26 protein-coding genes and 1 tRNA gene are annotated in these 22,455 nt (G+C 51.0%); 11 read left to right on the forward strand and 16 right to left on the reverse strand.

The genetic code is table 11. The annotated features are described in order from the left end of the window. Positions 1 to 85: 85 nt before the first annotated feature. Positions 86 to 637 (forward strand): RNA polymerase sigma factor, encoded by a 552-nt coding sequence (locus tag EHT25_RS20815; protein ID WP_124877040.1) that lies wholly within the window; start codon positions 86 to 88, stop codon positions 635 to 637. An 87-nt stretch (positions 638 to 724) separates the two neighbouring features. Continuing rightward, complete coding sequence (locus EHT25_RS20820) at positions 725 to 1,087, forward strand: thioredoxin family protein (RefSeq protein WP_124877041.1); 363 nt, start codon at positions 725 to 727, stop codon at positions 1,085 to 1,087. 66 nt (positions 1,088 to 1,153) lie between these two features. On the opposite strand, the gene EHT25_RS20825 is transcribed toward EHT25_RS20820, so the two are convergent. From EHT25_RS20825 to EHT25_RS20835, 3 genes are read right to left on the reverse strand one after another with little or no spacing between them, the layout of a single operon-like run. Next, entirely contained in the window at positions 1,154 to 1,858 is a 705-nt protein-coding gene (locus tag EHT25_RS20825) for a pirin family protein (RefSeq protein ID WP_124877042.1), read from the reverse strand. A gap of 5 nt (positions 1,859 to 1,863) precedes the next feature. Further along, on the reverse strand, positions 1,864 to 2,397 hold the full coding sequence (locus EHT25_RS20830; protein ID WP_124877043.1) for a hypothetical protein: 534 nt from the start codon (positions 2,395 to 2,397) through the stop codon (positions 1,864 to 1,866). Between the two features lie 23 nt (positions 2,398 to 2,420). Next, on the reverse strand, positions 2,421 to 3,131 hold the full coding sequence (locus EHT25_RS20835; protein WP_124877044.1) for a dioxygenase family protein: 711 nt from the start codon (positions 3,129 to 3,131) through the stop codon (positions 2,421 to 2,423). 229 nt (positions 3,132 to 3,360) lie between these two features. On the opposite strand from EHT25_RS20835, the gene EHT25_RS20840 reads away from it, so the two are divergent. Continuing rightward, positions 3,361 to 4,389: a sensor histidine kinase gene (locus EHT25_RS20840; RefSeq protein WP_124877045.1), complete on the forward strand. Its 1,029-nt coding sequence runs from the start codon at positions 3,361 to 3,363 to the stop codon at positions 4,387 to 4,389. 15 nt (positions 4,390 to 4,404) lie between these two features. Here EHT25_RS20840 and EHT25_RS20845 read toward each other — a convergent pair whose 3' ends face one another. Continuing rightward, entirely contained in the window at positions 4,405 to 5,412 is a 1,008-nt protein-coding gene (locus EHT25_RS20845; protein ID WP_124877046.1) for a c-type cytochrome, read from the reverse strand. Positions 5,413 to 5,672: 260 nt separating this feature from the next. Here EHT25_RS20845 and EHT25_RS20850 point away from each other — a divergent pair, with 260 nt between their 5' ends. After that, a complete protein-coding gene (locus tag EHT25_RS20850) occupies positions 5,673 to 6,281 on the forward strand; it encodes a DNA-3-methyladenine glycosylase family protein (RefSeq protein WP_124877047.1) in 609 nt (202 codons plus the stop codon). Positions 6,282 to 6,428: 147 nt separating this feature from the next. Here the strand turns inward: EHT25_RS20850 and EHT25_RS20855 are convergent, their stop codons facing one another. The 9 genes from EHT25_RS20855 to EHT25_RS20895 all read right to left on the reverse strand — a co-directional run bounded on the left by EHT25_RS20855 (position 6,429) and on the right by EHT25_RS20895 (position 14,160). Further along, a complete protein-coding gene (locus EHT25_RS20855) occupies positions 6,429 to 7,640 on the reverse strand; it encodes a metallophosphoesterase family protein (RefSeq protein ID WP_229311695.1) in 1,212 nt (403 codons plus the stop codon). Between the two features lie 69 nt (positions 7,641 to 7,709). Next, on the reverse strand, positions 7,710 to 9,134 hold the full coding sequence (locus tag EHT25_RS20860) for a DUF4403 family protein (RefSeq protein WP_124877049.1): 1,425 nt from the start codon (positions 9,132 to 9,134) through the stop codon (positions 7,710 to 7,712). Positions 9,135 to 9,161: 27 nt separating this feature from the next. Beyond that, entirely contained in the window at positions 9,162 to 9,335 is a 174-nt protein-coding gene (locus EHT25_RS20865) for a FeoB-associated Cys-rich membrane protein (RefSeq protein WP_124877050.1), read from the reverse strand. A gap of 63 nt (positions 9,336 to 9,398) precedes the next feature. After that, positions 9,399 to 9,935, reverse strand: coding sequence for a YfiT family bacillithiol transferase (locus EHT25_RS20870; protein ID WP_124877051.1), 537 nt, complete (start codon positions 9,933 to 9,935; stop codon positions 9,399 to 9,401). A 3-nt stretch (positions 9,936 to 9,938) separates the two neighbouring features. Further along, entirely contained in the window at positions 9,939 to 10,922 is a 984-nt protein-coding gene (locus EHT25_RS20875; RefSeq protein ID WP_124877052.1) for a hypothetical protein, read from the reverse strand. A 139-nt stretch (positions 10,923 to 11,061) separates the two neighbouring features. Beyond that, positions 11,062 to 11,922 carry an inositol monophosphatase family protein gene (locus tag EHT25_RS20880; RefSeq protein WP_124877053.1) on the reverse strand — a complete coding sequence of 287 codons (861 nt, stop codon included), beginning with the start codon at positions 11,920 to 11,922 and terminating at the stop codon, positions 11,062 to 11,064. Further along, the gene (locus EHT25_RS20885; RefSeq protein ID WP_185731431.1) at positions 11,909 to 13,198 is read right to left on the reverse strand and encodes a lipoprotein N-acyltransferase Lnb domain-containing protein; all 1,290 of its coding nucleotides are present in this window, start codon (positions 13,196 to 13,198) and stop codon (positions 11,909 to 11,911) included. Before EHT25_RS20885 ends, EHT25_RS20880 begins: the two co-directional genes overlap by 14 nt. Further along, a complete protein-coding gene (rsmI, locus tag EHT25_RS20890; protein WP_124877055.1) occupies positions 13,167 to 13,832 on the reverse strand; it encodes a 16S rRNA (cytidine(1402)-2'-O)-methyltransferase in 666 nt (221 codons plus the stop codon). Before rsmI ends, EHT25_RS20885 begins: the two co-directional genes overlap by 32 nt. Before the next feature lie 91 nt (positions 13,833 to 13,923). Next, positions 13,924 to 14,160: a 4a-hydroxytetrahydrobiopterin dehydratase gene (locus EHT25_RS20895; protein ID WP_124877056.1), complete on the reverse strand. Its 237-nt coding sequence runs from the start codon at positions 14,158 to 14,160 to the stop codon at positions 13,924 to 13,926. A 139-nt stretch (positions 14,161 to 14,299) separates the two neighbouring features. Here EHT25_RS20895 and EHT25_RS20900 point away from each other — a divergent pair. Next, a tRNA-Ser gene (locus tag EHT25_RS20900) sits at positions 14,300 to 14,384 on the forward strand. Between the two features lie 564 nt (positions 14,385 to 14,948). Here the strand turns inward: EHT25_RS20900 and EHT25_RS20905 are convergent. Then, positions 14,949 to 15,839: a hypothetical protein gene (locus EHT25_RS20905; protein ID WP_124877057.1), complete on the reverse strand. Its 891-nt coding sequence runs from the start codon at positions 15,837 to 15,839 to the stop codon at positions 14,949 to 14,951. A gap of 493 nt (positions 15,840 to 16,332) precedes the next feature. Here EHT25_RS20905 and EHT25_RS20910 point away from each other — a divergent pair, with 493 nt between their 5' ends. The 3 genes from EHT25_RS20910 to EHT25_RS20920 all read left to right on the forward strand — a co-directional run bounded on the left by EHT25_RS20910 (position 16,333) and on the right by EHT25_RS20920 (position 18,461). Beyond that, positions 16,333 to 17,256, forward strand: a complete 924-nt coding sequence (locus tag EHT25_RS20910; protein WP_124877058.1) for an ATP-binding protein — start codon at positions 16,333 to 16,335, stop codon at positions 17,254 to 17,256. Further along, entirely contained in the window at positions 17,253 to 17,834 is a 582-nt protein-coding gene (locus EHT25_RS20915; protein ID WP_124877059.1) for a PD-(D/E)XK nuclease family protein, read from the forward strand. The genes EHT25_RS20910 and EHT25_RS20915 overlap by 4 nt, the downstream gene beginning before the upstream one ends. A gap of 273 nt (positions 17,835 to 18,107) precedes the next feature. Continuing rightward, the gene (locus EHT25_RS20920; protein WP_124877060.1) at positions 18,108 to 18,461 is read left to right on the forward strand and encodes a hypothetical protein; all 354 of its coding nucleotides are present in this window, start codon (positions 18,108 to 18,110) and stop codon (positions 18,459 to 18,461) included. On the opposite strand, the gene EHT25_RS20925 is transcribed toward EHT25_RS20920, so the two are convergent. Next, entirely contained in the window at positions 18,458 to 19,699 is a 1,242-nt protein-coding gene (locus EHT25_RS20925; RefSeq protein ID WP_124877061.1) for a phage integrase SAM-like domain-containing protein, read from the reverse strand. The genes EHT25_RS20920 and EHT25_RS20925 overlap by 4 nt on opposite strands. 111 nt (positions 19,700 to 19,810) lie before the next feature. Here EHT25_RS20925 and EHT25_RS20930 point away from each other — a divergent pair, with 111 nt between their 5' ends. From EHT25_RS20930 to EHT25_RS32745, 3 genes are all read left to right on the forward strand, one after another. Further along, the gene (locus EHT25_RS20930) at positions 19,811 to 21,061 is read left to right on the forward strand and encodes a tyrosine-type recombinase/integrase (protein WP_124877062.1); all 1,251 of its coding nucleotides are present in this window, start codon (positions 19,811 to 19,813) and stop codon (positions 21,059 to 21,061) included. 45 nt (positions 21,062 to 21,106) lie between these two features. Further along, positions 21,107 to 21,709, forward strand: a complete 603-nt coding sequence (locus EHT25_RS20935; RefSeq protein WP_124877063.1) for a Uma2 family endonuclease — start codon at positions 21,107 to 21,109, stop codon at positions 21,707 to 21,709. Between the two features lie 63 nt (positions 21,710 to 21,772). After that, complete coding sequence (locus EHT25_RS32745) at positions 21,773 to 21,928, forward strand: hypothetical protein (RefSeq protein WP_185731432.1); 156 nt, start codon at positions 21,773 to 21,775, stop codon at positions 21,926 to 21,928. Between the two features lie 237 nt (positions 21,929 to 22,165). On the opposite strand, the gene EHT25_RS20940 is transcribed toward EHT25_RS32745, so the two are convergent. Further along, positions 22,166 to 22,455: caspase family protein (locus EHT25_RS20940; RefSeq protein ID WP_148095902.1), on the reverse strand; the 290-nt coding region annotated here is incomplete at its 5' end.

Here is a 22,455-nt window from a genome sequence, read left to right on the forward strand (position 1 = left end):
GTCCAAAAAAATAAACTAAAAAAAACGGGGTATCGCGGGTGATTCATACCGGGCTTAGGGTATGAAGGGCTAAAGAGAAGTTGCCATGAACTGCATGTGTGAGGATAGCCTGCTGGAATCGTTGCGCGCCGGAGATACGTCGGCGTATGAATGGGTGTATAAAAAATATTATCCGTCGATTGCCCGTTTTGTTCAGCAGAACAAGGGAAATGAAGGCGATGCCGAGGATATCTTTCAGGAATCGGTGCTGGTGCTATATCAGAAAATAACCGCTCCGGATTTTCGGCTTACCTCAACGCTGAAGACGTTCCTATTTTCGATTGCAAAACACAGCTGGCTGAAAAAGCTGCGTGACGAAAAGCTGGTTCCCATCTCCGAAGAACAATTAATCCTGATTCAGGATACGCAGGATTTTGTTTCCGATGACGCTTCACCCGAAGAGGGTCAGCACGAACGACTCAATGCCTGGATGGCCCGGATTACGGGTCATTGTCAGCGGGTTATCAAATCGATTTACTTCTCCCACGAACCCATGGACAACCTGATGGTGACGATGGGCTGGAAAAACCGGCACACCGCCGTGAACCAGAAATACAAGTGCATTCAACAGTTAAAGCGCGTTTCGGAAGCCGGATAAACCCGGTTTTGCCCAAAAACTTTTTCCGGGACGCGGGTGATTCTGGCGATTTACCGGAATAAACAGGTAAACAAAACGATCAAACTGATGAATACGGAGAACACGAAAGCGGTTTATGCCACTGATCAGAACTGGGACGACCTGATTACCAAACCCGGCGTATTGCTGGTCGATTTTAGCGCCGAATGGTGCCCGCCCTGCCGCAGACTGGAACCCATTGTCCATGAATTAGCCGTCGACTTTACGGGCACGGCTACGGTGGCGACGGTCGATGTGGAAATGAATCCGGTGGTAACGGCCCGGTATAAAGTCAGAAACATGCCGACCATTTTGGTTTTCAAAGACGGCGAACTCGTCGATCGTCAGATCGGTCTGACCTCAAAACAGGTGCTGGCCAACATGATCGAAAACCACATCCAGGAACCCCTCGTTGTGGATCGCGACTTTTAACCGATCCATGAATGTAGGAATTGTGTCAGGCCCGTTGGTCGTTTTTCGACTTTCAACGGGCCTGACCTAATTTACTTCCAGCAGGAGCAGAATAGCATCGTTGGAAAGAGCTTCAAATTCCACTTCCGTCAGATTCCACAACGCCAGACCGTCGCGCGGGTGCAGCAACCGGCCCTGCACTTCAAAAGCGCCTTCGATGACAAAAACAAAAACGCGTTTCTGCGGATCGCTGAGCCCGTAAACGCCATCGTGCCGGCCCGTGTATTTCCCGATAAAACCCAGTCGGCTCTGGTTTGGCGAAGCGAAGAAAGGAAGAAGCTGGTTGCGGTTTTCAAGCTGAAAAGACCGCAGCGGAAAATCCGCGCTGATTTCCCGATGAGTTTTCTCCGTTTTTAGTCCGATCTGTAAATAATTGACCGCTTCGGATTCAAATGGATTGCTAATCAGGAATTCCTGGCCGGGGATTACCTCCAGCCGGAACACCTCACCGGCACCCCAAAAAACACTTTCTCCAAAACCGTCCACCATTTCAATGCCGCCCACCACCGGTATCAGGAGCATTTCGGTCGGTTCATCAACGGTAATCGGATGGCTCTTTCCGGGCAGCAGCGTAGTGTCATTAAAAACCGTTAGCGCCCCCAAAGGTTGTCGGCTTTCGTGCTGGTAATCACCGAAGTTGAAGGTGTGAAAACTCCGGAAATCAGTGGTTTGCGAGCGGCCCCGCTGGTCAGCAAGGTAAATATGTGCTTCGGTTTGAGCCAGCCTGTCCATCGGTTTTACGGTTTAATTGACCTTTCGGAAGGAGAAAAATGGGTAATACTCAAAAACGGAGAAAGCGGAATGAGGTCGGTTTGCAGTTCGTCGCCCGTCGGTAGTTCAGCGGTTTTGTCGCCACAGGCAATCAGCAGGTTGTTTTCGACCGTGTCGATCCAGGTAACCGGATCGCTGTAAAACCAGATGGAAATTTTATGCTGACTTTTGTCCTGAATGTGCGAATCGATGATTTCAAATCGGAACTGCTGAAACGGCAGGCATCGTTTTCCAAACCGGTTGGCAACGTCCGGAATGAGGTCGTTCAACTGCCGAATGTACCCAATGGCGGCCGTACTGGTCAGGTAGTGAAGCTGGTCGGCACCGGCAACATGCTCTTTCAGAAGCCGGAAGGTGGGAAATTTCCCGGCCGGATCCAGGCGTTGCGCCTGCATGTAAAACTCAAGGTGGGTGTCGTTGAACACAAACTGATCCCAGGCGTTGTGCGTGGATGCGTCGATGATTTTACGGTACCCTAATTTGATGATGCCTTTTTGCATGTTGCCGGTGTTGAAAGTCGGACTTAAGCCTCTACCACCATGTTCCAGGTTAACACATATCCGGCGGCTGTACTTCCGGTTATGGTCGAGATATTCGTCGTTACACCGTCGCTGAAGACGTTATCACGGGCATTGGTTGTATCGGCCTGTCCGTGGCTGGCGTATACGCCCTGTGCAAAAACGACCTTACTGATGTCTTCGGGAAACGCGATCTGGGAAATTTTCAGGGATTTGCCGCTGGAATTGTAAACGTGGACGTGAATATGAACCGCCCGGCCCGAATACCAGCCAGGGTAAATGCTGGTAAACGTCACCAGTCCGGTAGCATCAGTCGTCTGACGGCCCCGCAGGAAATGCACGCTCTGGAAGTTGGTCGACTGCATGCCGGTACCTCCATATTCGGAATAATTACCGGCCGCGTCGCAATGCCAGATATCAACCAGGGCGCCCGCTAATGCGGCACAACTGGCGTTTTTATTTTGCACGGTAATCTTGACGGTCAGTGGCGTGCCTTGCCGGTCCGAACGGATGTCGGTCGCTACCAGGCTGGCGGGCGATTTGGTCGGGAATGGGCCATCGGTTTCGTCCGAAGTGGTCGTACAACTTCCGGTCGTGGTTCCGGTGGTCGCATCCGGTTCAACCGTATCGGTTGTAGTACAGGCACCGACCATGGGGGAGATTGCCGCAATGCCCAGTGCGGAAAAAGTCCGTTTCAAAAATTCCTTGCGTTCCATTCGATAGCGAAGTTGTGTTTAAAAGATGGTTGGTTGTGCGGAGTGGTGCTCCTTCTTCTCCTATATCGCTAAAAGGAACGCTAACGTTGCGTGGAGGTGAAATTTGTAGGTAAACCGGTCGAATTTGTCGGTGAATGGGTGCCGAAGCTGCGTAGCTTACCCCCGTTGAACGTATTGATCTGTAGGCAGAAATTCGTAGCTTTGAAAGCAGCCGTGCCGCTGGCCTACTATGAAACTACCGGTTTTTTCCCGTTACGACTGGCTTTTACAGATCATTGTTTTACCTCTTTACATCAGCATCATCAACTGGCTGTTGATCGGCAATGCCTATTGGCAAACCGGGACGACCTTTGGGCTGGCAACGGGAATCACGCTAATCCATTCGTTCATCAACTGGTACGTGAATAACAGTATTGGCCTGAAAATAAATGAGATACATCCTGAGCCCCACCAGTATGTAGTTCGGGCGTTCCGGTTATTTATTGCCTGCGCCATCAGTTCCAACCTGCACGTTGGGGCGCTGTTTTTTATCTATTGGTTCATTGCCATGCCCGGTTTTGAGCCTGAAATACCCCGGCTGCTGCTGTCAATGCTCTTTACCACCATCATTGCCGCCATTGTAGTTATTACGTACGAAAGCATCCACAGTTTCGGACACCTGCAGCAATCCCGGAAAGAACTCGATACGCTCAGTAAAGCCCAGTTGCAGTCCGAACTGGCGTCGTTGCGGCAACAGGTCAATCCGCATTTTCTGTTCAACAGCCTCAACTCGCTGACCGCGCTGATCAGCGAAAATCCCCGGCAAGCCGAGACGTTTGCCGAGGAACTGAGTTCGGTCTACCGGTATTTACTGCGCAGCAACGAGAATCCGCTCACGCCCCTGGCCAATGAACTGGAATTTGTGGAATCGTATTACCACCTGCTGAAAACCCGCCACGGTGAGGCTCTTACGCTGAAAACAGACATCCGGCCCGGCACGGAAATGCTTCAGTTGCCTCCGCTCACGTTGCAGCTTTTGATCGAAAATGCCGTCAAGCACAACATCATTCTGCCGGAACAACCGCTGGTTATTATGCTCAAAACCGACGAACAGCAGCAGTTGATCGTGAGTAACAATCTTCAGCGCAAATCCAGCCGGGCGCTTTCGAACGGGGTTGGACTGAGTAATATTATATCGAAATACCGAATGTTAGGCCAGCCCATCCCCCGGGTTGAAGAGGATGGGCTGGAGTTTCGGGTAACCGTTTCACTGGTCTGAAAAAACCGCCCCAATTTAGCGACCAGCGGTCGCTTTTTCCGCAGGCGCTTCTTTGGACTGCAATTCGGCGTTCTTTTTAGCAATGTCGTTGTGGATTTTGGGGACGGTTTTCAGGTATTCGTAGATCGCACCCAATTCCCGGTCGGACAACATCGGCCGGGGCGACATTGGTCGCCGGAGGAGCGTTCCATTGGGCCGGGCGCCGGTTTGTACCATTCGGATAAACTGCTCCTTCGTATACTTTTTCGCAATACCGGTTTGCTCATCGAAGGTCAGGTTCGCCGTTGCAATGGGTTTTCCGCCATCCCCCAGCATCTCGATTCCTCCGCCGTAATAGCCCTTCGTCTTTTCGGGATTTACCTTATCCTGATCGATCAGATCACCCGAATGGCAGCTGTAGCAATCGCCAATGGCGTCGGCGGTATAACGGCCCAGCGCAATCGGGTCGTTGCTGTCCGGCAGCGCCACCAGCTTTGGCGAATACGGCAACGGTTTCATGAGCGTATGCGTCAGCAGCTTCGATACCAGACTAAGTTCTGATTCAGGTCCCTCTTCCTTCGATGCCTGCACCGGAAACCGGTCGGAGCGCAACCAGGCCACTACTGATTTCAGGTCTTCATCGGCCATGTTGGGGTACTGGGGCATAACGGGAGCATACGAACCATCCCGACGGAGCCCGGTACGCAGGAAGTACATGATTTCGCCGTCGGTCCATTTTCCGATGCCTTTTTCGTTGTCCTGTGTAATGTTTTTGGAATACAGCTTGCCGAAAATGGCCGGAACTTCGCCGAGGAATTTCCCGGTTACCCGGTTTTCGTTGTTGGCGTGGCATTCCATGCACTGAATCTGGGCAATCACTTCACCACGGGCCACGCGAACGGGTGTTTTCTCAACCGTGACTTCCGGAATGGTGGGCGGATCGTAACTTGGTACACCCACGGCGGCCACATAGGCGCAAAAACCGCCCGCCATCAGCAGCAGGCCGAGGAAACTGTATCCAATAATTTTAAATACCTTTTTCATGGTAGTGAGTTTTGAAAAGTAATGGTGTGGAAAGGCTTATGACTGAATTACTTGACGCAATATGGCGACAACAGACGGGGGAATTCAATTTGCAGCTTTCTGAACCGTACATTCCGGGCATTGAACCGTCAAATTGAGCCGGTAGACAATCGCAAACGGGTTGGTAATTTCGTCCCGAAATCCCGTAAGAACCGTGTCATTCTGCCCACAATTCCCGATCTTTAGTGGTCATTGAATGACCAGAAAGAAGTCGTTTTACTATGCCGCTTGCTCACCTCTCCCGGGATTTGATTCTGAAGAAAATCATTGAATCGACACCCGAACCGAAAGTCGCTTTCGACTACGAAGAAGATCCCGCGAAAAACCGCATTTACCTGGCGCTGCTGGAAAGCATCGTCTCCCAACAGATTTCGGTCAAAGCCGCCGAGTCCATTTTTACCCGGTTTCTCGCCTTATTCCCGGACGGCTATCCGCATCCCGACCAGTTGGTTGCCAAATCGGCGGAAGAGCTGCGGAGCGCCGGACTGTCGGGCCAGAAATTGGTATACCTGCAAAGCGTGGCCGCTTTTGCCCTGGAAAACCCGATGTCCGTCGCTTATTTGAGTGCGCTAACTGATGAGGAAATTGTGCAATATTTGCTGCCCATCAAGGGCGTAGGCCGCTGGACGGTCGAAATGCTGCTCATGTTTGTGCTGAACCGCCCCGATGTGTTCCCGATTGATGACCTGGTGATCCGGCAGCGGATGGTCAAAGCCTATGGGCTGACCGAAACCGGTCGCGCGCTCTACAAACGCCTGCACGAAATCGCCGAACCCTGGCGTCCCCACCGCTCGCTGGCGTCGCGGTATTTGTGGCGGTGGAAAGGGTGACTATGATTGGGGTGATTAACTATGATTTAAATGACAAAAGGCTGATGAATAAGATACTAAAAGTGATGACATGAGACTGAGACTGTTCGAACAATCACTTTTATCATTCAAAACCACCGTAATCAAAGTTAATCACCGCAATCATAGTCAATACTTGGTCACTTCCGGGTGCACTTCCAGAATTTCGGAGGACAAACCACCTGCTTCGTCGACTTTCCAGCGTTCGGCGATGACGGTTTTGTTGGTCTGGTCGATGTAGTTGATGTCGATGGCGGGGCCGTTCAGGCTCAGGAGGGCGAAGCCGTTGTAACCTACATCGCGACGGCGGATGCGTTCTCGAACCCGCTGATCGTAAAACAGCAGCTGCCCCAGATGGCCGCGATCCGGCGGATCGGTTTCGACGGGCATCCCGCCGTGGCCCACGCACCGTCCCCAGGCCTGAATACCGTCCGAAAAACCGTATTTATTGTAAAAAGACAGCCGGTGTTCGTGGCCCCAAAACCACAAAACCGGTCGCTCGGCCGCGCCGAAAACCTCCTTCAGTTGCCGCCCGACGACCGGATGATCGTCGCGGAACGAAGAGAAATAGGGGTGATGACTCAGGAAAATAATGCCGCGTTTGTCGTCGGGATTGCCCAGCCTGACAACCTCTTTCAGCCAGTTGATCAGTTCCTTTCGCAGGTTGCAGTCGGGTTTGAACAACACTTCCAGAAAAGGCCGGTTCGTTGAGTTATAACCCGTATCGAGGCCGATGATGCGCCAGTGTTCATTTTCCAGACAGAAAAAACCGGCCTGCTGCGTCGCCACTTCGTGGCCTTTGCGGATTTTCATTTCGGGCAGCAGTTTTTTAAAATAAGCCGTGCCGTTGGAGTACATCTCGTGGTTGCCCGACAGCGCCAGACTGCCGTGTTTGCCGAAGTGCCAGGATGCGTCGGGATTGGTGAAATTGTCCGCTACTTCCTGCGGAGTTCCGACAAAATAAATGTCGCCGAGGTGAATCGTATAATCGGGATCGTAATCGCGGATCAAAGCGCCGATCCGGTCGGATTCGGGCGTGTCGGTGGCCCAATCCGAGACCAGCGCGAGTGTTACGGAGTCGGTATAGGTATGAATCGGGTAAATGCCGTCGTCGCCGTTGCGGGGATAAAACTGGTATTCCGCTTTCGGACCAAACCGGCTTTTGAGGTAATGATAGGCAAATCCCAGCAGGTTGGTGGCAAAAAACGCGGCCACTTTGTTAGCCGCCGTGCCTTCTTTTAGCCGTTTTTCGTAGAGTGCCACCTGCGTTTTCAGGTGGTTTTCAATATCGCTATGTCCTAAATCGACGTATTGCTCCGGTTCTCTTTTTTCGGGTTTCATGAGTAGTTTTAGTTGACGATCGACCATTGACGGCTGACGATGGTCAATGGTCGATCGTCAATGGTCAATTTACAAATTAACTACTTCAAGAATCATGGCGGCATCGGCGTGGAGAAGAATGTATAATCCGTCGGGCCGAACGGCGATGGCTTTTGGACTCAACTGAAATTTCGGAATGTCGATCCGGGCTTTTCGACCCACTTTCGCCTTGGCAAAAGCGGTCTCAATCCGGTTGGGAATCAGGGTGAAATATTCCTGCAACGGCATTTTCATGGCGGCTTGCACGGTGTCTTTCAGGGTGTCGTGCAGTAGCCAGTCGGCCACTTTCGCCAGTGACTGTTCGGTTTGCATGTCGTAATCGATGTTTTGCATAACGAGTTCATTGCGGAGGGTATCGAAGGCTGGTCGCCCCCGGAAATACAGGGTCCCCGCAATGGCGCCCTTGATGTCGGTTCGCACAATCAGCGCGTGATCACTCCCGTAAACGCTCACTTTTTCAATGTCGACAAGGTGATTGACAATATCAAATTTTTTACCGGTAATAAATTGGTTCAACACCGCACTCATCTGATGGTACGGAATGCGACTCAATAGATTGAGGTGCGAAATCATCGGCAGAAAAGCCACTTTTTGCAAACGCGGTAATTGAGGATTCGGGTCGTAAACCGGTTTTGAACCAAATTTTGAGTCGATGGCCAGTTTGATCCGCATGGGAATGATGATCGAAGTCGGGTTGCCGCGAATCGGGCCAACCAGCACGGCAAAAGGCCGGGGCCGAAGCCAGACTTCCTGGTAGGCGCGGTTGATGAGCAGCGGTTTCTGGATATCCCGCCAAACGGTTTGCAGTTCACGATCGAGACGGAGTTCATTAAAAACCGCTTTGTCGATGGCGTTTTCAATGCCATTTTCCCGTTTCTTCAGAATGTGATCGGCCAGTTTGGTAACGGGAATGTTGATGCCTAACAACCGGATCTGGGGCTCCGTAATCCAGCGGTAATGCTCCAACTCAACATTGGTTTCCATTCGCCAGTCATTTCGAACCGTTAGGGGACTGCGAAAACGAACCTCCAGCGCACTGTAGACCCGGTTGGACGTATCTTTGGGGTTGTTGCTCAGCCGGAGCGGATTGCTGATCCAGATTTTCAACGACGCTCCGAAGGTGAGCCGGTTGCCGTCAAAAGCCAGCCTGATTGGGGCGGATCGTTCAATACGAATGTAAATGGGGCGGGAAATGCCACTTTTGATCTGGGCATTTTCAACCAGCACCCGACCCAACGCTTTGTTGATTTTTCCTTCTAAATCGGTAATGTCAAACCGGATTGGCGCACTAATGTAGGAACTATCGACTTGGAGTGAGTCATCGAAATTTCGGGCAGCGGGCGGTTCGGGTCTGACTCGTTTGCAGGAACACGCGCCCGCCAGCAACACGGCCAGCAAGGTGGCACGGATTAGATAAAAAGGGAGACGGTTTTGTTCACTTGCGTCACGCGTCATAGGTTGGCCAGGAATACGTATTACCAGTTAATTAACTGGTAACCGCCCTGATTTGTTAGCCGATGACACGCTGGAATCTGCACTGCACCCGCAACCCTTCGAACAACCGGCTTCTGTCCTGAACAAACTTTTCCAGGCCCGCCAGCCCAGATATGCCAGCGCAGCGAGAAAAATAAGGCCGATGATGAGTTCCTGAACCATTCAGTTAAAAAGTAAGAATTAAAACGAGGGCGGTATCGCCAACTTTTCATTTTTAACTTTTAATTATACCCAATGGTTCCTGACGGCGAGTTGGTACGCGTGCTGGTAGTGGTGTTCGCCGTGCCAGGCGTAGTTGGCGATGGCTTCGGAAAGCGAAAACCGGATTTGACTGGCCGGGTGAAAATAGTGCCGCTGAAGCTCTTTTTCAGTCAGGGAGTTCAACACCATAACCCAGCGCTGATGTAAATTGCTCAGAATGACCAGCGAGGGGGCTACGGAAAGCGTATAGTCGGGCAGTTTGGCCCAATCCTGTTCTTCGTATGGTTTGATCGTCGGAACGTCCTCCGTCAGTGCGAGTTTGGTGCGAACGTAGGCATTCAGGTGGCTGTCGGCCACGTGGTGAACCAACTGCCGGACCGTCCAGCCGCCGGGCCGGTAGGGCGTGTCGAGCCGACTGTCACCCCAGCGTCCGACCAGTTCGGTCAGGTTGTGGGGAAAAACCGCAATGGCCGCAAGGTGTTCCTGCGTTTGGTCGAACGTATACGTCTGACCGTACGTAAATTCGCCAATGGGGTAGCGGAGGTCGATGTTTTCGGGCATAGCTCAGGAAGTTAAAAGACGCTTCAACCCATTTTTCAGTCGATGAACACGTTGCAAAACCGGTGAAAACCGCTGCGCTACTTCCTGACCGATCCGGTGCAGCCGCAAATCGGTTCCCTGGTAATACCGGTGAATGAACTGTTTACTCAGCCCCTGAAAATGGAGGGAGTTAAAGATACAATTTTGATTTAATACCCGGTTATATCCTTCGTAATTCGAAGGCTTCCACATCACTTTTTTCAGGTGGTTGCCATCCAGTTCAAACTCATCGGCCAGCCGGTTGCTGGAAATACTGATGTTCAGATCGAACACGTCCGGGGTCGGCTGCCCCGGTGTTGCCGACGGCTTCAGCAGATTAATCACCCGATCGGGATAGTCGGCGGCATAGAGATACAGCAGCGCCATGTCGGAAACACCCCCGGCCTGCTTGTTTTGCTGGTGATACTGCCACTTCGCTTCCAGACGGTTTTGATTGTCTTGGGTCTGGTACGTCAACAATAAATAATCGCAGAAATCGGCAATGCCTTGCCGGGTCCAGAAGGAAGAATGGGCCGAAGCCTGCCAGCTATACGGGTTCGCAGTCGGGTATTCCGCCAGACAATACGCCGACTGCTGATTCGGCCTGCGGTTTTTCCAGGCGGTATATTGCCCCAGATTTTTATAAAGCATCACATCCGAATCGGCCACAAAAACCGTGTCCAACTGACGTTCTTCCATAAACGCCAGCACGTAAAACCAGCGCACAAAACACAACCGTTCATACCATTCCGGGTTGGTGGAGCGGTGGATATAATTTTGCGTGAAAAGGTCCGATTTTTCCGGATTCAGCGCAGCAATCGGCACGTGCGTGACAAACGGGAAGCGGTTTTTATTCGCATCATCCCCCAGCACATACACCGCCGACTCTGGATTTGCCAGCCGACATTGCCGCAGGCTATACTCCAGATACGACTGATAACCGGAATGGATGAAGACGATGGGGAGCATGGATAAATGGGAATTCGGTTTGCGGTATTCGGTTTTCGGTGCGGTTCCCCGCCGGGACTGACGCATACTTTTTCCTCAAGGAGCTAAGTCTGGTGTTGTCAACATGCGTCGGCTACTAAAAACCGTAAACCGTAAACCGTTACTTTACCGGTGGTGGAATGGGCAGGGTGCCTTCATTGTTCCAGTATTCTTCGATGACGGCCAGGAGTTCGGGTTGCATGGCGCAACCGGCCAGAACGTCGCCCCGGAACAGGAATTCGTCGCCCCCGCGGAAGTCGGTGACGATGCCGCCCGCTTCACGTACGAGCAGGACCCCGGCGGCCATGTCCCAGGAGTTCAGGTTAAATTCGTAAAAAGCCTCAAACCGCCCGCAGGCCACGTAGGCCAGGTCGATGGCGGCCGAACCCATCCGGCGCAATCCGTGCGTCCGCAGCATGAGCGATGCCAGAATGGCCAGATACCGCTCGATGCGGTCCATGCTGGCGTACGGAAAACCGGTGGCCACCATGCTTTCGTGGAGCCGGGTTGCGGGCGAAACGCGAATGCGCTCGTCGACTCCGCCGTTCCGCGAACACCAGGCGCCCCCCCCCAACCGGGCGTGGTAACATTCGTCGCGGTTGATGTCGTAAACCGTTCCGGCCAGCGGGTTCTTGCCATCGGCCAATCCAATACTGACTGAAAAAACCGGTAAACCGTGAATGAAATTGGCGGTACCGTCGAGCGGGTCGATGATCCAGGTCAGGCCGGTGCGGTCGGCGTTCTGCCCCGTCGTGCCTTCTTCCGTAATGAAACCGGCTTCGGGCAGCAGCTTTTGCAAGGCTTCGACAATCATCTTTTCGGCCTCCTTGTCGACGTACGAAACCAGGTTATTAAAGTCTTTGTATTCAATCTTTTCGCGCGAAAACAGGCGGCTTTCCTGCCGGATAAATTCCCCGGCTTTTTTCGCTATGTCATTAATTTGCCGGGACAAACCCGCCAATTGGAGATCAGGACCTAACATACGATGTCTGGGCGATTTGGGTGGAGGCTGAGCGATACTGGTAAAACGCGCGAAACAATAAGGTTAGTAAAAAGAAAGTAAAACCGTAGAGATAATCCTGGAAAAAGGCGTACAAAAAGAAGGCCACCAGTCCCACCATCGTCAACAAAAAATAGGTTCGGATGGTTTGAGGATTGCGTTGGCGCGTCACCCAGAAAATGAGTGGAATGTGCAGCGGCATAATGAATAGCAGAGCCGGATTCCAGGTCGTTACGCCGTGGTCGGTGCCGAACCAGAGGAACACCAGAAACCAGCCCCAGACGCCGACGAACCCAAACAGGAGCCGGTCGAGCCAGAAACCATTTTCCCGGCGTTTTCGCTGGCGCCGGGTGATCAGGAAAACCACCACCAGCAAAACCGCGAAAAAGAAATCCGGCGACAGCAGGTAGGTCAGGAACGCATTGCTTTCGTCGGCGGTGGTGGCCCGAAACAGAAACAGCGAATTGGCCACCAGGGGCGTTTCCTTGCCGTCGGCGGTTTTGAGCTGCGCCTTTTCGGCTTCGTCGAAGACGTTGTCGGGCAGGTACATCGCCTGCCAGCTGGATGCCTGGATATCCGCCGGATAGCCGATGCCGAGGTTCATGCCCATCCGCGCCCAGGTCTGATTCGTCAGGTACCTGTTCATCCAGTCGCGGTAGGAGAGGGTGGAATCCACGACGTTCAGAAACCGCAGACTATCCCCGCAGGTTTTGGCGAGCATGTCGCGCGGGCGGGTGGAACAGTTGTCGTAATAAAATTTGTAGCGGTATTCCCGGTTTTCGGGGCGGTAATTGGTTTCGAGTAATTCAAAAATCCGTTGTTTTTGCGCGGCCGACAGGTTCAGAATCTGTTCTTTCACGGAGCGGTTTTCTTCCTGCGATGCGTAGATCATGGCACTCATCGAATGCACGGAAAGAATATAAGGAAGGGTTCCGCGCAGGAATTTGATGTAGAAATTGCCGGTCCGGAAATCGAACGTACCGTAGTTATACACCCGGTCGAGCCCATACATCGGGTCACTGATCCAGAGCGCCGTATGTCCAAACGACGAGTACAGTTCCGGCCCCGGCGAAACCGTGATCAGGCTAACCTTGGCCTGCGGGGAAAGGGTCTGGGCGGTGGAAGAAAGGAGGAAGGGAGGGAGGGAAGACAGGAGGAAGGAAATGATGAATATGCCGAAAGAGTAGAATCTTCCTTTAAGCCTCTCCTCCTTTCCTCCTTCTTTTTTATTTCCCCTGGACGACAATGACAATTTCACCTTTGATTGTTTTTTCGGCAAAGTACGTAATTATTTCCTGTATCGTACCGCGAACGGTTTCTTCAAACAGTTTTGTCAGCTCGCGCGAGACGCTGGCGGGGCGGTCGGGGCCGAAGACTTCGGCAAACTGCGTCAGTGATTTGATCAGTCGATGGGGCGATTCGTAGAAAATCATCGTGCGGCTTTCTTCCGCCAGTTCGCCGAGCCGGGTTTGCCGGCCTTTTTTGTGGGGCAGAAAGCCCTCGAACGTAAACCGGTCGGCGGGCAAACCGGAGTTGACCAGCGCCGGAACAAAGGCCGTTGGGCCGGGCAGGCACTCGACCGGAATGTCATTTTTGATACACTCGCGCACCAGCAGAAAACCGGGGTCCGAGATGGCGGGCGTTCCGGCATCCGACACCAGCGCCAGCGTTTTGCCGGTTTTGAGCTGGGCAATCACGCGCTGAACGGTCTGGTGTTCATTAAAAATATGGTAGCTGTGGAGCGGTTTGCTGATCTGGAGGTGTTTGAGCAGCACCCCGGAGGTGCGCGTATCTTCCGCCAGCACGGCATCCACCGACTTGAGCACATTCACCGCCCGCAGCGTGATGTCATCTAAATTTCCAATCGGGGTGGGTACGAGGTAGAGCTTCATTTTTTTGAATGAGTGAATGCGTGACTGATCGAATGAGTGAATAGCGCTGCCGGCATCAAAATCCTACGAAGCTATTCACTCATTCGATCAGTCACGCATTCAAAATTGAGTCGATCGCTTTCGCCAGTTCCCGGTCTTTGTCCGTTACCGTGTCGCCCGCGTCGTGGGTGCTGAGCCGGAACGTGACTTTGTTATAGGTATTGGTCCACTCGGGATGGTGGTCCATTTTCTCGGCGATGAGGGCCACGCGGGTCATAAACCCGAAGGCTTCGCTGAAATCCGCGAACGTGAAGGTTCGGGTGAGCTGGTTGTTTTCTTCTGTCCACATAACCGTTCCAACGGGATTGCGCCCGATTTGTTTGTGTGGCGGCAAGTTAGACGATCGAAAGGAAAAAATACGGATTTTGGTGAAGTCTGTTGGGAAAATAAAAAAACCGTCTTACTTTTGCACCCACATTAGTGACCAAAGAGGAATGGCGGAGTGGTCGATCGCGGCAGTCTTGAAAACTGTTGACTGTAACAGGTCCGGGGGTTCGAATCCCTCTTCCTCTGCAAGCCTTCTTTATAACCCACTCATTTAGAGTGGGTTATTTGATTTTTTGAAGTCTTGGTTGCAAAATGGTTGCAATATTGGGTTACTGATTAAAATTTTCAATAAAAACTGGAAATGTTGAAACTGTAACAAGCAATGACCCCATAGCCTGCACGATCTCATCAGCCTGCTACTCGATCACCGAGTCAACTTCATCCGGTACATTGGGCAGTCAATCTTACCCTGTTTTGCCATCATTGGCATCTACGCTGACCCAATAACTACTCCAGGGTAGATCACCAACCGCATTGGTAAGGTATCTTGACTGCAACATTACGCGTCTGTGCGCTGGTAAGGCTGAGACCTTTATTTCTTCCTACGGGTATTTCGACGATCACCTTCCACATAGCAATCGGAACGGTAACTTTTCCGCTCGCGGTGGAGCTGGCCTCTTTGAAATGCTGATAATTGTTATCCTGGCGGGAATCGAACCTGAAACCTGCTGAACCAAAATCAATAGGTCGATTGCGAGTTCCAATGAAATTACACGTAGATTAGTCTAACTTTAATGCCAAACCCCATCTTTACTGAGGAGTGACCAAATAGTCGTAGTTTTTCGTTGTGACAACCCGGTTTATAAGGTCAGTCGTCTCCTTTTGGATGACATACCCCGCATCATTTAATTTATACTTAAAGGCTAAATGGATTTCGCCATTTTCAGTATATACCTCATTTGGTAAATATTTTACCGAGGTGCCAAAGATGGGTAGGTATTCATCCGTAAACGGAGTAAAATAAGGAAAGCCGTCCAGTCTCAGATTCAGATTGCTACGATTTTCAATCGGATTCCGATCATCGTACTTAAAATTGATCGAATACATCTTGACGGTACCTGAGTACCATTTTAAAATGTCCTTGCATTCGACCCGGAGCAGCTTCTCTCCCGCATTGTCATAGATATAGCCGATAAACTGATCCTGATGATAATATTGCTTTTTCCTCAACAACCCTTTCGTATCATACCGTGATGTGAAATGGCCACTGGTGAAAGTTTGCTTTACTCCCTCTTGATTATACACATACTCAAACGTTTCATTGCAACGCTGGTTGGTGAGATTATTGACCACTTTATGCACCAATTTGCCGCCGATATAAGTATTGCGGTAAATGAGTCCATATTCATTATCGCCATGATATTCGTATTCGATGACCTGTGCATTGGGATAGCTCTCCCCAGCGATTCCGGGAATGGTATCCAAAATGACCTTTTTGAGCATTCCTTTTTGATATAAAAGGTTAGCATTACCATCTTTGACGAGGGTGTACTTTTCAGGTATTTCGGCATTGCCGCGAGCCGATGCGTCACCGAGATGGCTAGCTGACAGCTCGGGCAGTGGTCCCAGATCATTTTGACAGGATAGCATCGCAGCGGGGCCCATCAGTGCCAGTGTGGACAGGAAGGTAGAGCGTTTCATGGTGTGAAAACAATAACTAGGATTGATGTTAAAATAGCTGCCAAAGCTAGGTCCGGTAGGTGTTCCAAACCAAACGACATCTAATCCGAAGTGGATTCCAATGAATAGCGCGTGGAGAATGCCGGTCAACTAACATGCAGGTGCATCATCTCCGGCACGAGCCTTGGGCCGAGGTTGTCGCTCAAATGCGACCCTAAAAGGGAATTGTGGATTACCTTTTTCTCAAATACGAAGGGCTACCAACTGACAAAACCGACAAAAAAGGCTTTGCTTCTTTCAAGCCTGGATATTCGGTATCTGCAATTTAAGGTCTTTGACACTGCGATTCCGGAGCATGCGCTGAGTTTTCAATACCTTTATTTAAAGATATTCCCCTTCGTTAACGTCTTTATATTCTGTACACAATCCAATTAAACTTTCTTCATGTTTAACTTCTAAACCGGAACCAGTCTGCCAAAAGAATTTGTTTAAAAAGTACTACTAACGAACGGCTATGCCACTTTTGATTAAAAAAGCACACGACCCTATTACCGTCAAATCCATTCGAACGCTCCTGTTTGGACAGCCTGGTGTTCGAAAAACCTCTTACGCCTTTACGGCCCCCCGACCGCTCTTGATTGATTGTGATGGCGGTATTCGGCGGGTTGCTCCCCAATACCGGGAGGACTATATCGAAGTTTCCTGCTGGGAAGACATCAGCCAGGTATTGAACGAAGATATTCGTGCATATGATAGTCTGATTTTTGATACTGTTTCTAAAATGCTTGATTATGCGGCTGAATACGTTATCCGGCAGGATGGGCGTATGAAGCGACGTGATGGCAACCTGACTCAGCAAGGCTACGGAGCGTTGAATGTGCTCTTCAAGCAGTTTGTGGGCCGGGTATCAGTAATGGGTAAGAATCTGGTGTTCGTCGCCCACGACAAGGAGAATCGCAATGGTGATGAGGTTACTATTCGACCCGATATTGTCGGTTCAAATTTAGGGGTAGTTATTAAAGATATGGATTTGGTGGGCTACATGGAAATGTATAATAATATATCTACCGTGGCTTTCTCTCCGACCGATCGCCATTATGGAAAAAATACGTGTGGTCTTCCTGATCGAATCGAGACGGGTAAAATGCCACTGGCCACGATTTTCACTACCTACTATGCTGCAATCAACCAGGAAACGGAAGACGTTAAACGGCATCGGGAGCAAATGGCAGATGTACAGTTGCTGCTTGATAGTGTGCAAACGTGCAGTGGCTTAAACGATGCCATGGAAACGATCAAAAAGCGGGAGTTCCTGCTGAATGGCCGAACCGTGGCAGCTCAGTTGGTCAGTACCAAAGCGGCAGAATTAGCGTGCGAATTTGACAAAGAAAGCAAGCAGTACGTAGAATCAGCCACCCCATTAGCTTCAGCGGCATGAGTGGGCTTCGACTTCAGGTTTACCCTAGTCTGTTAAACGACTGGGGTAAATACCAACAAGGAATGATCGAGGTTGAGGATCTACTGGATCGAATCAATCGGGTTATTATTCCTAAAACAGAAGCCCAACTGGCGGGCCTTGACTTTGAAGATGCTTTAATCCGATATGCTGGTGGACAGACCGTTGAAGGGTACAATGCAGAGATATTGGATGAGATGACCCACTACCTGCCTGCCTATGCTACCACTCAGCAATTTGTGGAGTTTGAACACCAAGGTATCCGGGTCTATGGGAAAGCCGATGTGGTTGGGGATGGGCGGGTGATTGACATTAAAACAACGGGTCATTACGCCGAGCCCCGGTATATGATGTCCTACCAAAACCTGTACCTCTACGCATTACGAGGTCAATGTACAACGATGGAATACCTGATTACAGACTTTCACCGAGTTTACCGCGAAGTGTATCACATCAGCAGCTATAACTTTACTGATCTATTGCATGGCGTCGAGGACTTTGCCCGTTTTTGTGAAGAAAACCGAAGCCGGATTTCTGACCCTCGTATTTGGGGGAATTGAATTTCTAATAATGTAAACAACCCGGTTTCTTTCAGGAGCCGGGTTGTTTACATTTAGTACTTCTTTTCAATTTAGCAGGTTAGTAGTATTGACACCAAACTTCATTTGTTGCTGCGGTTAATGGTGATCCTTACTACCGTCTCGGATTTCGTAAGCAAATACAATCTCAGCGCCAATATTCTTATTAGTACTGCCTTCACAAAACACCTAAAGCTTTGGTGCATCGTAAATAAGATTGGTTGATTGCCCGATACGCTGTAACTTCGGGCCAATATGAAAAAAGAGGTAATCGATCGTCAACTCGAATGCATCGCCATCGCCAAAACAGTGCCCAAAGCCTTCGACATGGCTCTCAACCGGCTAGGATCAGAACGTATTAGCTCCCTTGATTTAACCCATTACACCCTTTTCTTTAATCCCGAGAATGGTCACGTTACTTTCGACTTGAATTGGGATCAAGGAGAGGCTTATTCCAACAGCGAGCTGGCTTATTGTCAACAAACTAATCTAATAGTGGCGGGTTACTATTCCCAGCACGAGATTACCACCCTCAGCTTATGGGAGTTGGGAGAGCGTATTTTCGACGGTCTCAAAACCGTTGATTTGGACTGCCTAATAGTTTATTAAAAGTCCTGCAACCGTTCCATGTTATCATCGACTACCTCCTGCCAGGTCGACAGGTAATGCCGCTGAAACGTGCGAAAATCCTTCAGCCCCAGAATCTTCTGTACCGCTTCCATCCGGTAGCCCCGGTGAATGAACAGGGCACCCGCAGTCTTCCGGCATGTTTTCGTTGTGAACCGGAAGCCCAGTTCCAGTCGAGTTTCGATCTTTTTCAGGTTCTCGTTTAGCCCGGTGAAAGACGGAGCCCGCAGCTGCCCCATTCGGGGCAATAAATCCCGCGTTTCCGCTAACAGGGGGATGTGGCAAATCGCCCATTCCGGATACGCCTGATGAACCTGCTTGACTTTCAGCCGCTGCCAGACGATTTTATCCCCCTGAGGCAGCCGAACAATATGCGGCGCGGGGTTGCTGACAATGGCAATTGCGTCGGGATAATCCAGCCCCGTATAACAACTTAGCAACGCCCAGTGTCGGGCTATATCCAGCGGTTTGGGCAAGGTCATTTGCTCCAGCGCCTTGAGTTGAGTTAACGACAGACAGGTTATAGGTTTGGCACCCTGCCAAGTTAGCTTGAGGGCACTAAGCTTGTTTTCGTCCATCAGCTCGTTTTCCAGCGCAAACTGAAGAACCTCCCGAACATTGCCTACCAGTTCCGTTGAAAAGTTGATCGCCAGCGGCCGTTGCCTCAGCCACTGATAATAGTTCTTGGCCCAGCCGATGGTCACCGCATTCAGAGAGAGATCATTCTGACCGGTGGCGACCAGGTAATTTCTCAGGTAGCGGTAACTGAGCTCCCATTTATACAAGGTGCTTTTAGCCCGGCGCTCGGGTTCTGGCATTGTTTGTAAGCTCGTCAGGTACTCGTCATAGGTGTGCAGTAACTGGGGTGCAATGGGGTCGCCACCAAGCCAGTAGCTTTTAACATTCCCGGTCGTGCAGGGCCGTTTCGCCCGTATCAGGGCCTGAAGGATCGCCAAGTGCCCCGCCCGAATATCCGACAGCAACTGGTTGACGATGATTGCTTCCGCAGAAGTGCCCTCGGCACACTGGCGCTGATCGTTCCAGAGTGATCGGAGAACGGGCACGCCAGAACCATATGCTTCCACCGGACTGCCATCCACCCGAAGATGACACTGCAATTCGTCGACTGCCTGATCGCCTAGTGGGGAAAGGCTAAACGTTAAGAAAAGGGGTACCCGTTTTCGGATGGGTAGTGATGGGGTCAGGGTAATCGCATCCATGTGGCAAACCTAGCCATTTCGGGGCAAATCCATTCCGAGGATTGAATATATTTGCCTCGCCTGAGGTAATTGACAACCCAAATCCTAAACCTGCCTTAGCTCATTATTAATATGCCGCCACCTTCCCGCGATTTTCCCAGTTCTCCTCCCCGGCGGGTCAGTCTGAACCTGACCTTTGCTTTTCACCAGTCATCAGCCCTGGAGTACGATGAGTTACACTGCCAACTGGTGATTGACGACCAGGCGGTACCATGCTACGGATCGGGGATTTATCTCTTACGTTCCCTCTGGAATACGGCCCGGCAACAGGCTCAAGGACCTACTCGTGAAGCCCGGCTGGTTAACCAGTACCTTTCCGATATCCGGGCGGACCACTGGGGTATCCTGCTGAATCTGCGCCGGTCGGGCCGTGTACCTACAGCAACCTTGATTCGCCACTATTGGTGCAGCGGAGAAGCCCTTTCGATCCGGCTTCTATTCCTGTTTGAAGAATACCTGACCCAACTGAACCAGGTTCCGCTCCCCGAGCGAATGACTCAATCCACCTTATACAAGTGGAACCGGGGCTATCACCTGTTGAAGGACTACCTTGATCGGAAACAGAATCAGGACTTTGCGATTAATCAGGTGACCATTGGCTGGGGGAAAAGCTACTACCAGTGGCTGCGCCAGCGGCCACTGTCGGTCGATTCCGCTTCCCGCTACATCGGCCAACTGCGGGAACTGCTGAAGTACGCCGTCGAACATGAACTGCTTTCACACAACAAATGGAAAGAATGGCACCTGACGGCCCAGCCCGCCAAAATCGTTCAGTGTTTATCACCCACTCAGCTGCGGCAACTGGAAGAACTTTCGTTACCTGATCAACTGGATACCGTTCGCAAATGGGCACTCCTGAGCTGTTATACAGGCTTGGATTTCAAGGATGCGGTCCGGTTGGTGAGCAGTCCGGCCGATTACCTGGTGCAGCTGCCCATCGGGGAGAAGATTGTGATTCGGCGCCAGAAATTTCAATCGGTCCACCAGGCCCCACCCGATTGGGGCGTGTCCCACATTCCGCTCCTGCCCGAAGCCAGGCAGCTCCTGGAACAGGCACAGCAATGGCCAGCGGTAACGATTCAGCGAGTCAACCGCAACCTGGAAGCCATCGAGCAGCAGTTGGGTTTGCACTTCCGGCTGACGACCAAGATTTGCCGGAAGACTGCCGGCGCCTTGTTTCTTTTACGAGGCTACCGCACCGAAGCCGTGCAAAAGATTCTGGGTATTCAGCACCTGAGAACCCTGGAGCGCAATTACCTGCATCTGTACAATGAACTGGTCGACGAAAACATCCAGCGGGTGGAATCCCGAAACCGGACCTAATCCGTTACTTTTACCCTAACCATTCTTAATTTTCGCCAGTATACCATGGATATCGTCACTGATTTTTCACAACTGGATCCAACGCATCAATATAGCTACGCGGATTATCTGACCTGGGAATTTGGTGAGTGGGTTGAACTCATTGGAGGCTACTGCACAGCGTTTAACGGTCTGGGTAAATCGCCCCTGCATCAATCAACGGTTAGCCGTTTGGGCATGCAGGTGCATCAACAATTGGCCTCGCAAAAAGCGAATTATGACATCTGGACGCTCCCCCTGGCGTTAATTTTAGGCTACGAGAAAGCAGAGCAGAGCTTCAATCTGGTCATGCCCGATATTTATGTGATCCAAAAAGCTGAGCCCAATTATACTACAGACTGGGCCTGGCATGGCGTCCCGGAATGGATCGTAGAGGTAACCGACTCCCGTACCTTACCAGTGGATCAGGGGGCTAAATACGACCTTTATCAATATTTTGGCGTGAAAGACTACTGGGTCGTTTTGCCGGAGGAAAAGCGAATAGTGGCCAATGTACTGAATGAGAGAAGTCAGTTTCAAAAAGCGGCGGAGCTCTCAGGCTCGGGTCAGCTTTCGGTTCATTCACTTCCCGACATTTCAATTGATTGGAGTGATGTGTTTGAACCCTAAATCCGGTTGGTGTCCTGACTTTGAAAAAAAACGCTGGTTGATGGACCAGCTTGTTCCAAATGTTTGAGTCCATTCACGGTGGAGGGTTGGGAAATCCTAAAAGGCTGGCTGGTGATTGATGCCAAAGGCACGACTCGCCAGCGGGACCTGATCCACTGGCTAACGATTGCGCTGGCGGCAACGGTTCAGGCGAGGAATGGGCGGAAGCGGTGGAGGTGAAAATGTGAACGGTCCTGGTTTTCGCATTTGAATTGAATTGTCTTATGATGATCTACTGCCATTCAGGATGGTATCCGGTCTGGCCATGGACAGAGTGGTATAGAGTAGCAGTGTTTTCATACTGCTTAGATGGTGGTGCAGCTAGGTCACATTGAACTGTGCTCCAAAAATAAGGGCAGCCATCGACAGACTCTTCCCTTTCTTCCCCATTTGTCCACTTTCATTTGACGACGTACACTAAAAGGTCATCTTATTATCGGTCGCATATTCGGTGAGCAACTGCGGATTCTGGGCATATTGAGTATGCTGCTTCACCATTACGGATGCCCGCTGAAAAACAGTTTCCAGCGTTTCACCAGGTTTTAGGTACCGGAGCAGAGCGTCGGTATAAACTCCATTGCGACCCGTACCGTTCTTGGCCACATTGTTCCAGCCTGTGGCCATTGCCAGATACATGTTACCCAGACCAGCTATATTCGTAATCGTCTTGAATCCCCGATCGCCAAGATCACGTCGACTACCCGGCC

It is taken from the genome of Larkinella rosea (assembly GCF_003858635.1).
Classification (GTDB): Bacteria; Bacteroidota; Bacteroidia; order Cytophagales; family Spirosomataceae; genus Larkinella; species Larkinella rosea.

What these genes read in the sequence shown, in the direction of transcription:
- EHT25_RS20910 (WP_124877058.1), top strand. Translation starts at nt 16,333, where the DNA reads ATGCCACTTTTGATTAAAAAAGCACACGACCCTATTACCGTCAAATCC.
- EHT25_RS20875 (WP_124877052.1), bottom strand. Translation starts at nt 10,922, where the DNA reads ATGCTCCCCATCGTCTTCATCCATTCCGGTTATCAGTCGTATCTGGAG.
- EHT25_RS20815 (WP_124877040.1), top strand. Translation starts at nt 86, where the DNA reads ATGAACTGCATGTGTGAGGATAGCCTGCTGGAATCGTTGCGCGCCGGA.
- EHT25_RS20865 (WP_124877050.1), bottom strand. Translation starts at nt 9,335, where the DNA reads ATGGTTCAGGAACTCATCATCGGCCTTATTTTTCTCGCTGCGCTGGCA.
- EHT25_RS20840 (WP_124877045.1), top strand. Translation starts at nt 3,361, where the DNA reads ATGAAACTACCGGTTTTTTCCCGTTACGACTGGCTTTTACAGATCATT.
- rsmI (WP_124877055.1), bottom strand. Translation starts at nt 13,832, where the DNA reads ATGAAGCTCTACCTCGTACCCACCCCGATTGGAAATTTAGATGACATC.
- EHT25_RS20835 (WP_124877044.1), bottom strand. Translation starts at nt 3,131, where the DNA reads ATGGAACGCAAGGAATTTTTGAAACGGACTTTTTCCGCACTGGGCATT.
- EHT25_RS20860 (WP_124877049.1), bottom strand. Translation starts at nt 9,134, where the DNA reads ATGACGCGTGACGCAAGTGAACAAAACCGTCTCCCTTTTTATCTAATC.
- EHT25_RS20935 (WP_124877063.1), top strand. Translation starts at nt 21,107, where the DNA reads ATGGATATCGTCACTGATTTTTCACAACTGGATCCAACGCATCAATAT.
- EHT25_RS20895 (WP_124877056.1), bottom strand. Translation starts at nt 14,160, where the DNA reads ATGTGGACAGAAGAAAACAACCAGCTCACCCGAACCTTCACGTTCGCG.
- EHT25_RS20880 (WP_124877053.1), bottom strand. Translation starts at nt 11,922, where the DNA reads ATGTTAGGTCCTGATCTCCAATTGGCGGGTTTGTCCCGGCAAATTAAT.
- EHT25_RS20830 (WP_124877043.1), bottom strand. Translation starts at nt 2,397, where the DNA reads ATGCAAAAAGGCATCATCAAATTAGGGTACCGTAAAATCATCGACGCA.
- EHT25_RS20925 (WP_124877061.1), bottom strand. Translation starts at nt 19,699, where the DNA reads ATGGATGCGATTACCCTGACCCCATCACTACCCATCCGAAAACGGGTA.
- EHT25_RS20930 (WP_124877062.1), top strand. Translation starts at nt 19,811, where the DNA reads ATGCCGCCACCTTCCCGCGATTTTCCCAGTTCTCCTCCCCGGCGGGTC.
- EHT25_RS20905 (WP_124877057.1), bottom strand. Translation starts at nt 15,839, where the DNA reads ATGAAACGCTCTACCTTCCTGTCCACACTGGCACTGATGGGCCCCGCT.
- EHT25_RS20820 (WP_124877041.1), top strand. Translation starts at nt 725, where the DNA reads ATGAATACGGAGAACACGAAAGCGGTTTATGCCACTGATCAGAACTGG.
- EHT25_RS20915 (WP_124877059.1), top strand. Translation starts at nt 17,253, where the DNA reads ATGAGTGGGCTTCGACTTCAGGTTTACCCTAGTCTGTTAAACGACTGG.
- EHT25_RS20845 (WP_124877046.1), bottom strand. Translation starts at nt 5,412, where the DNA reads ATGAAAAAGGTATTTAAAATTATTGGATACAGTTTCCTCGGCCTGCTG.
- EHT25_RS20870 (WP_124877051.1), bottom strand. Translation starts at nt 9,935, where the DNA reads ATGCCCGAAAACATCGACCTCCGCTACCCCATTGGCGAATTTACGTAC.
- EHT25_RS20825 (WP_124877042.1), bottom strand. Translation starts at nt 1,858, where the DNA reads ATGGACAGGCTGGCTCAAACCGAAGCACATATTTACCTTGCTGACCAG.
- EHT25_RS20855 (WP_229311695.1), bottom strand. Translation starts at nt 7,640, where the DNA reads ATGAAACCCGAAAAAAGAGAACCGGAGCAATACGTCGATTTAGGACAT.
- EHT25_RS20850 (WP_124877047.1), top strand. Translation starts at nt 5,673, where the DNA reads ATGCCGCTTGCTCACCTCTCCCGGGATTTGATTCTGAAGAAAATCATT.
- EHT25_RS20920 (WP_124877060.1), top strand. Translation starts at nt 18,108, where the DNA reads ATGAAAAAAGAGGTAATCGATCGTCAACTCGAATGCATCGCCATCGCC.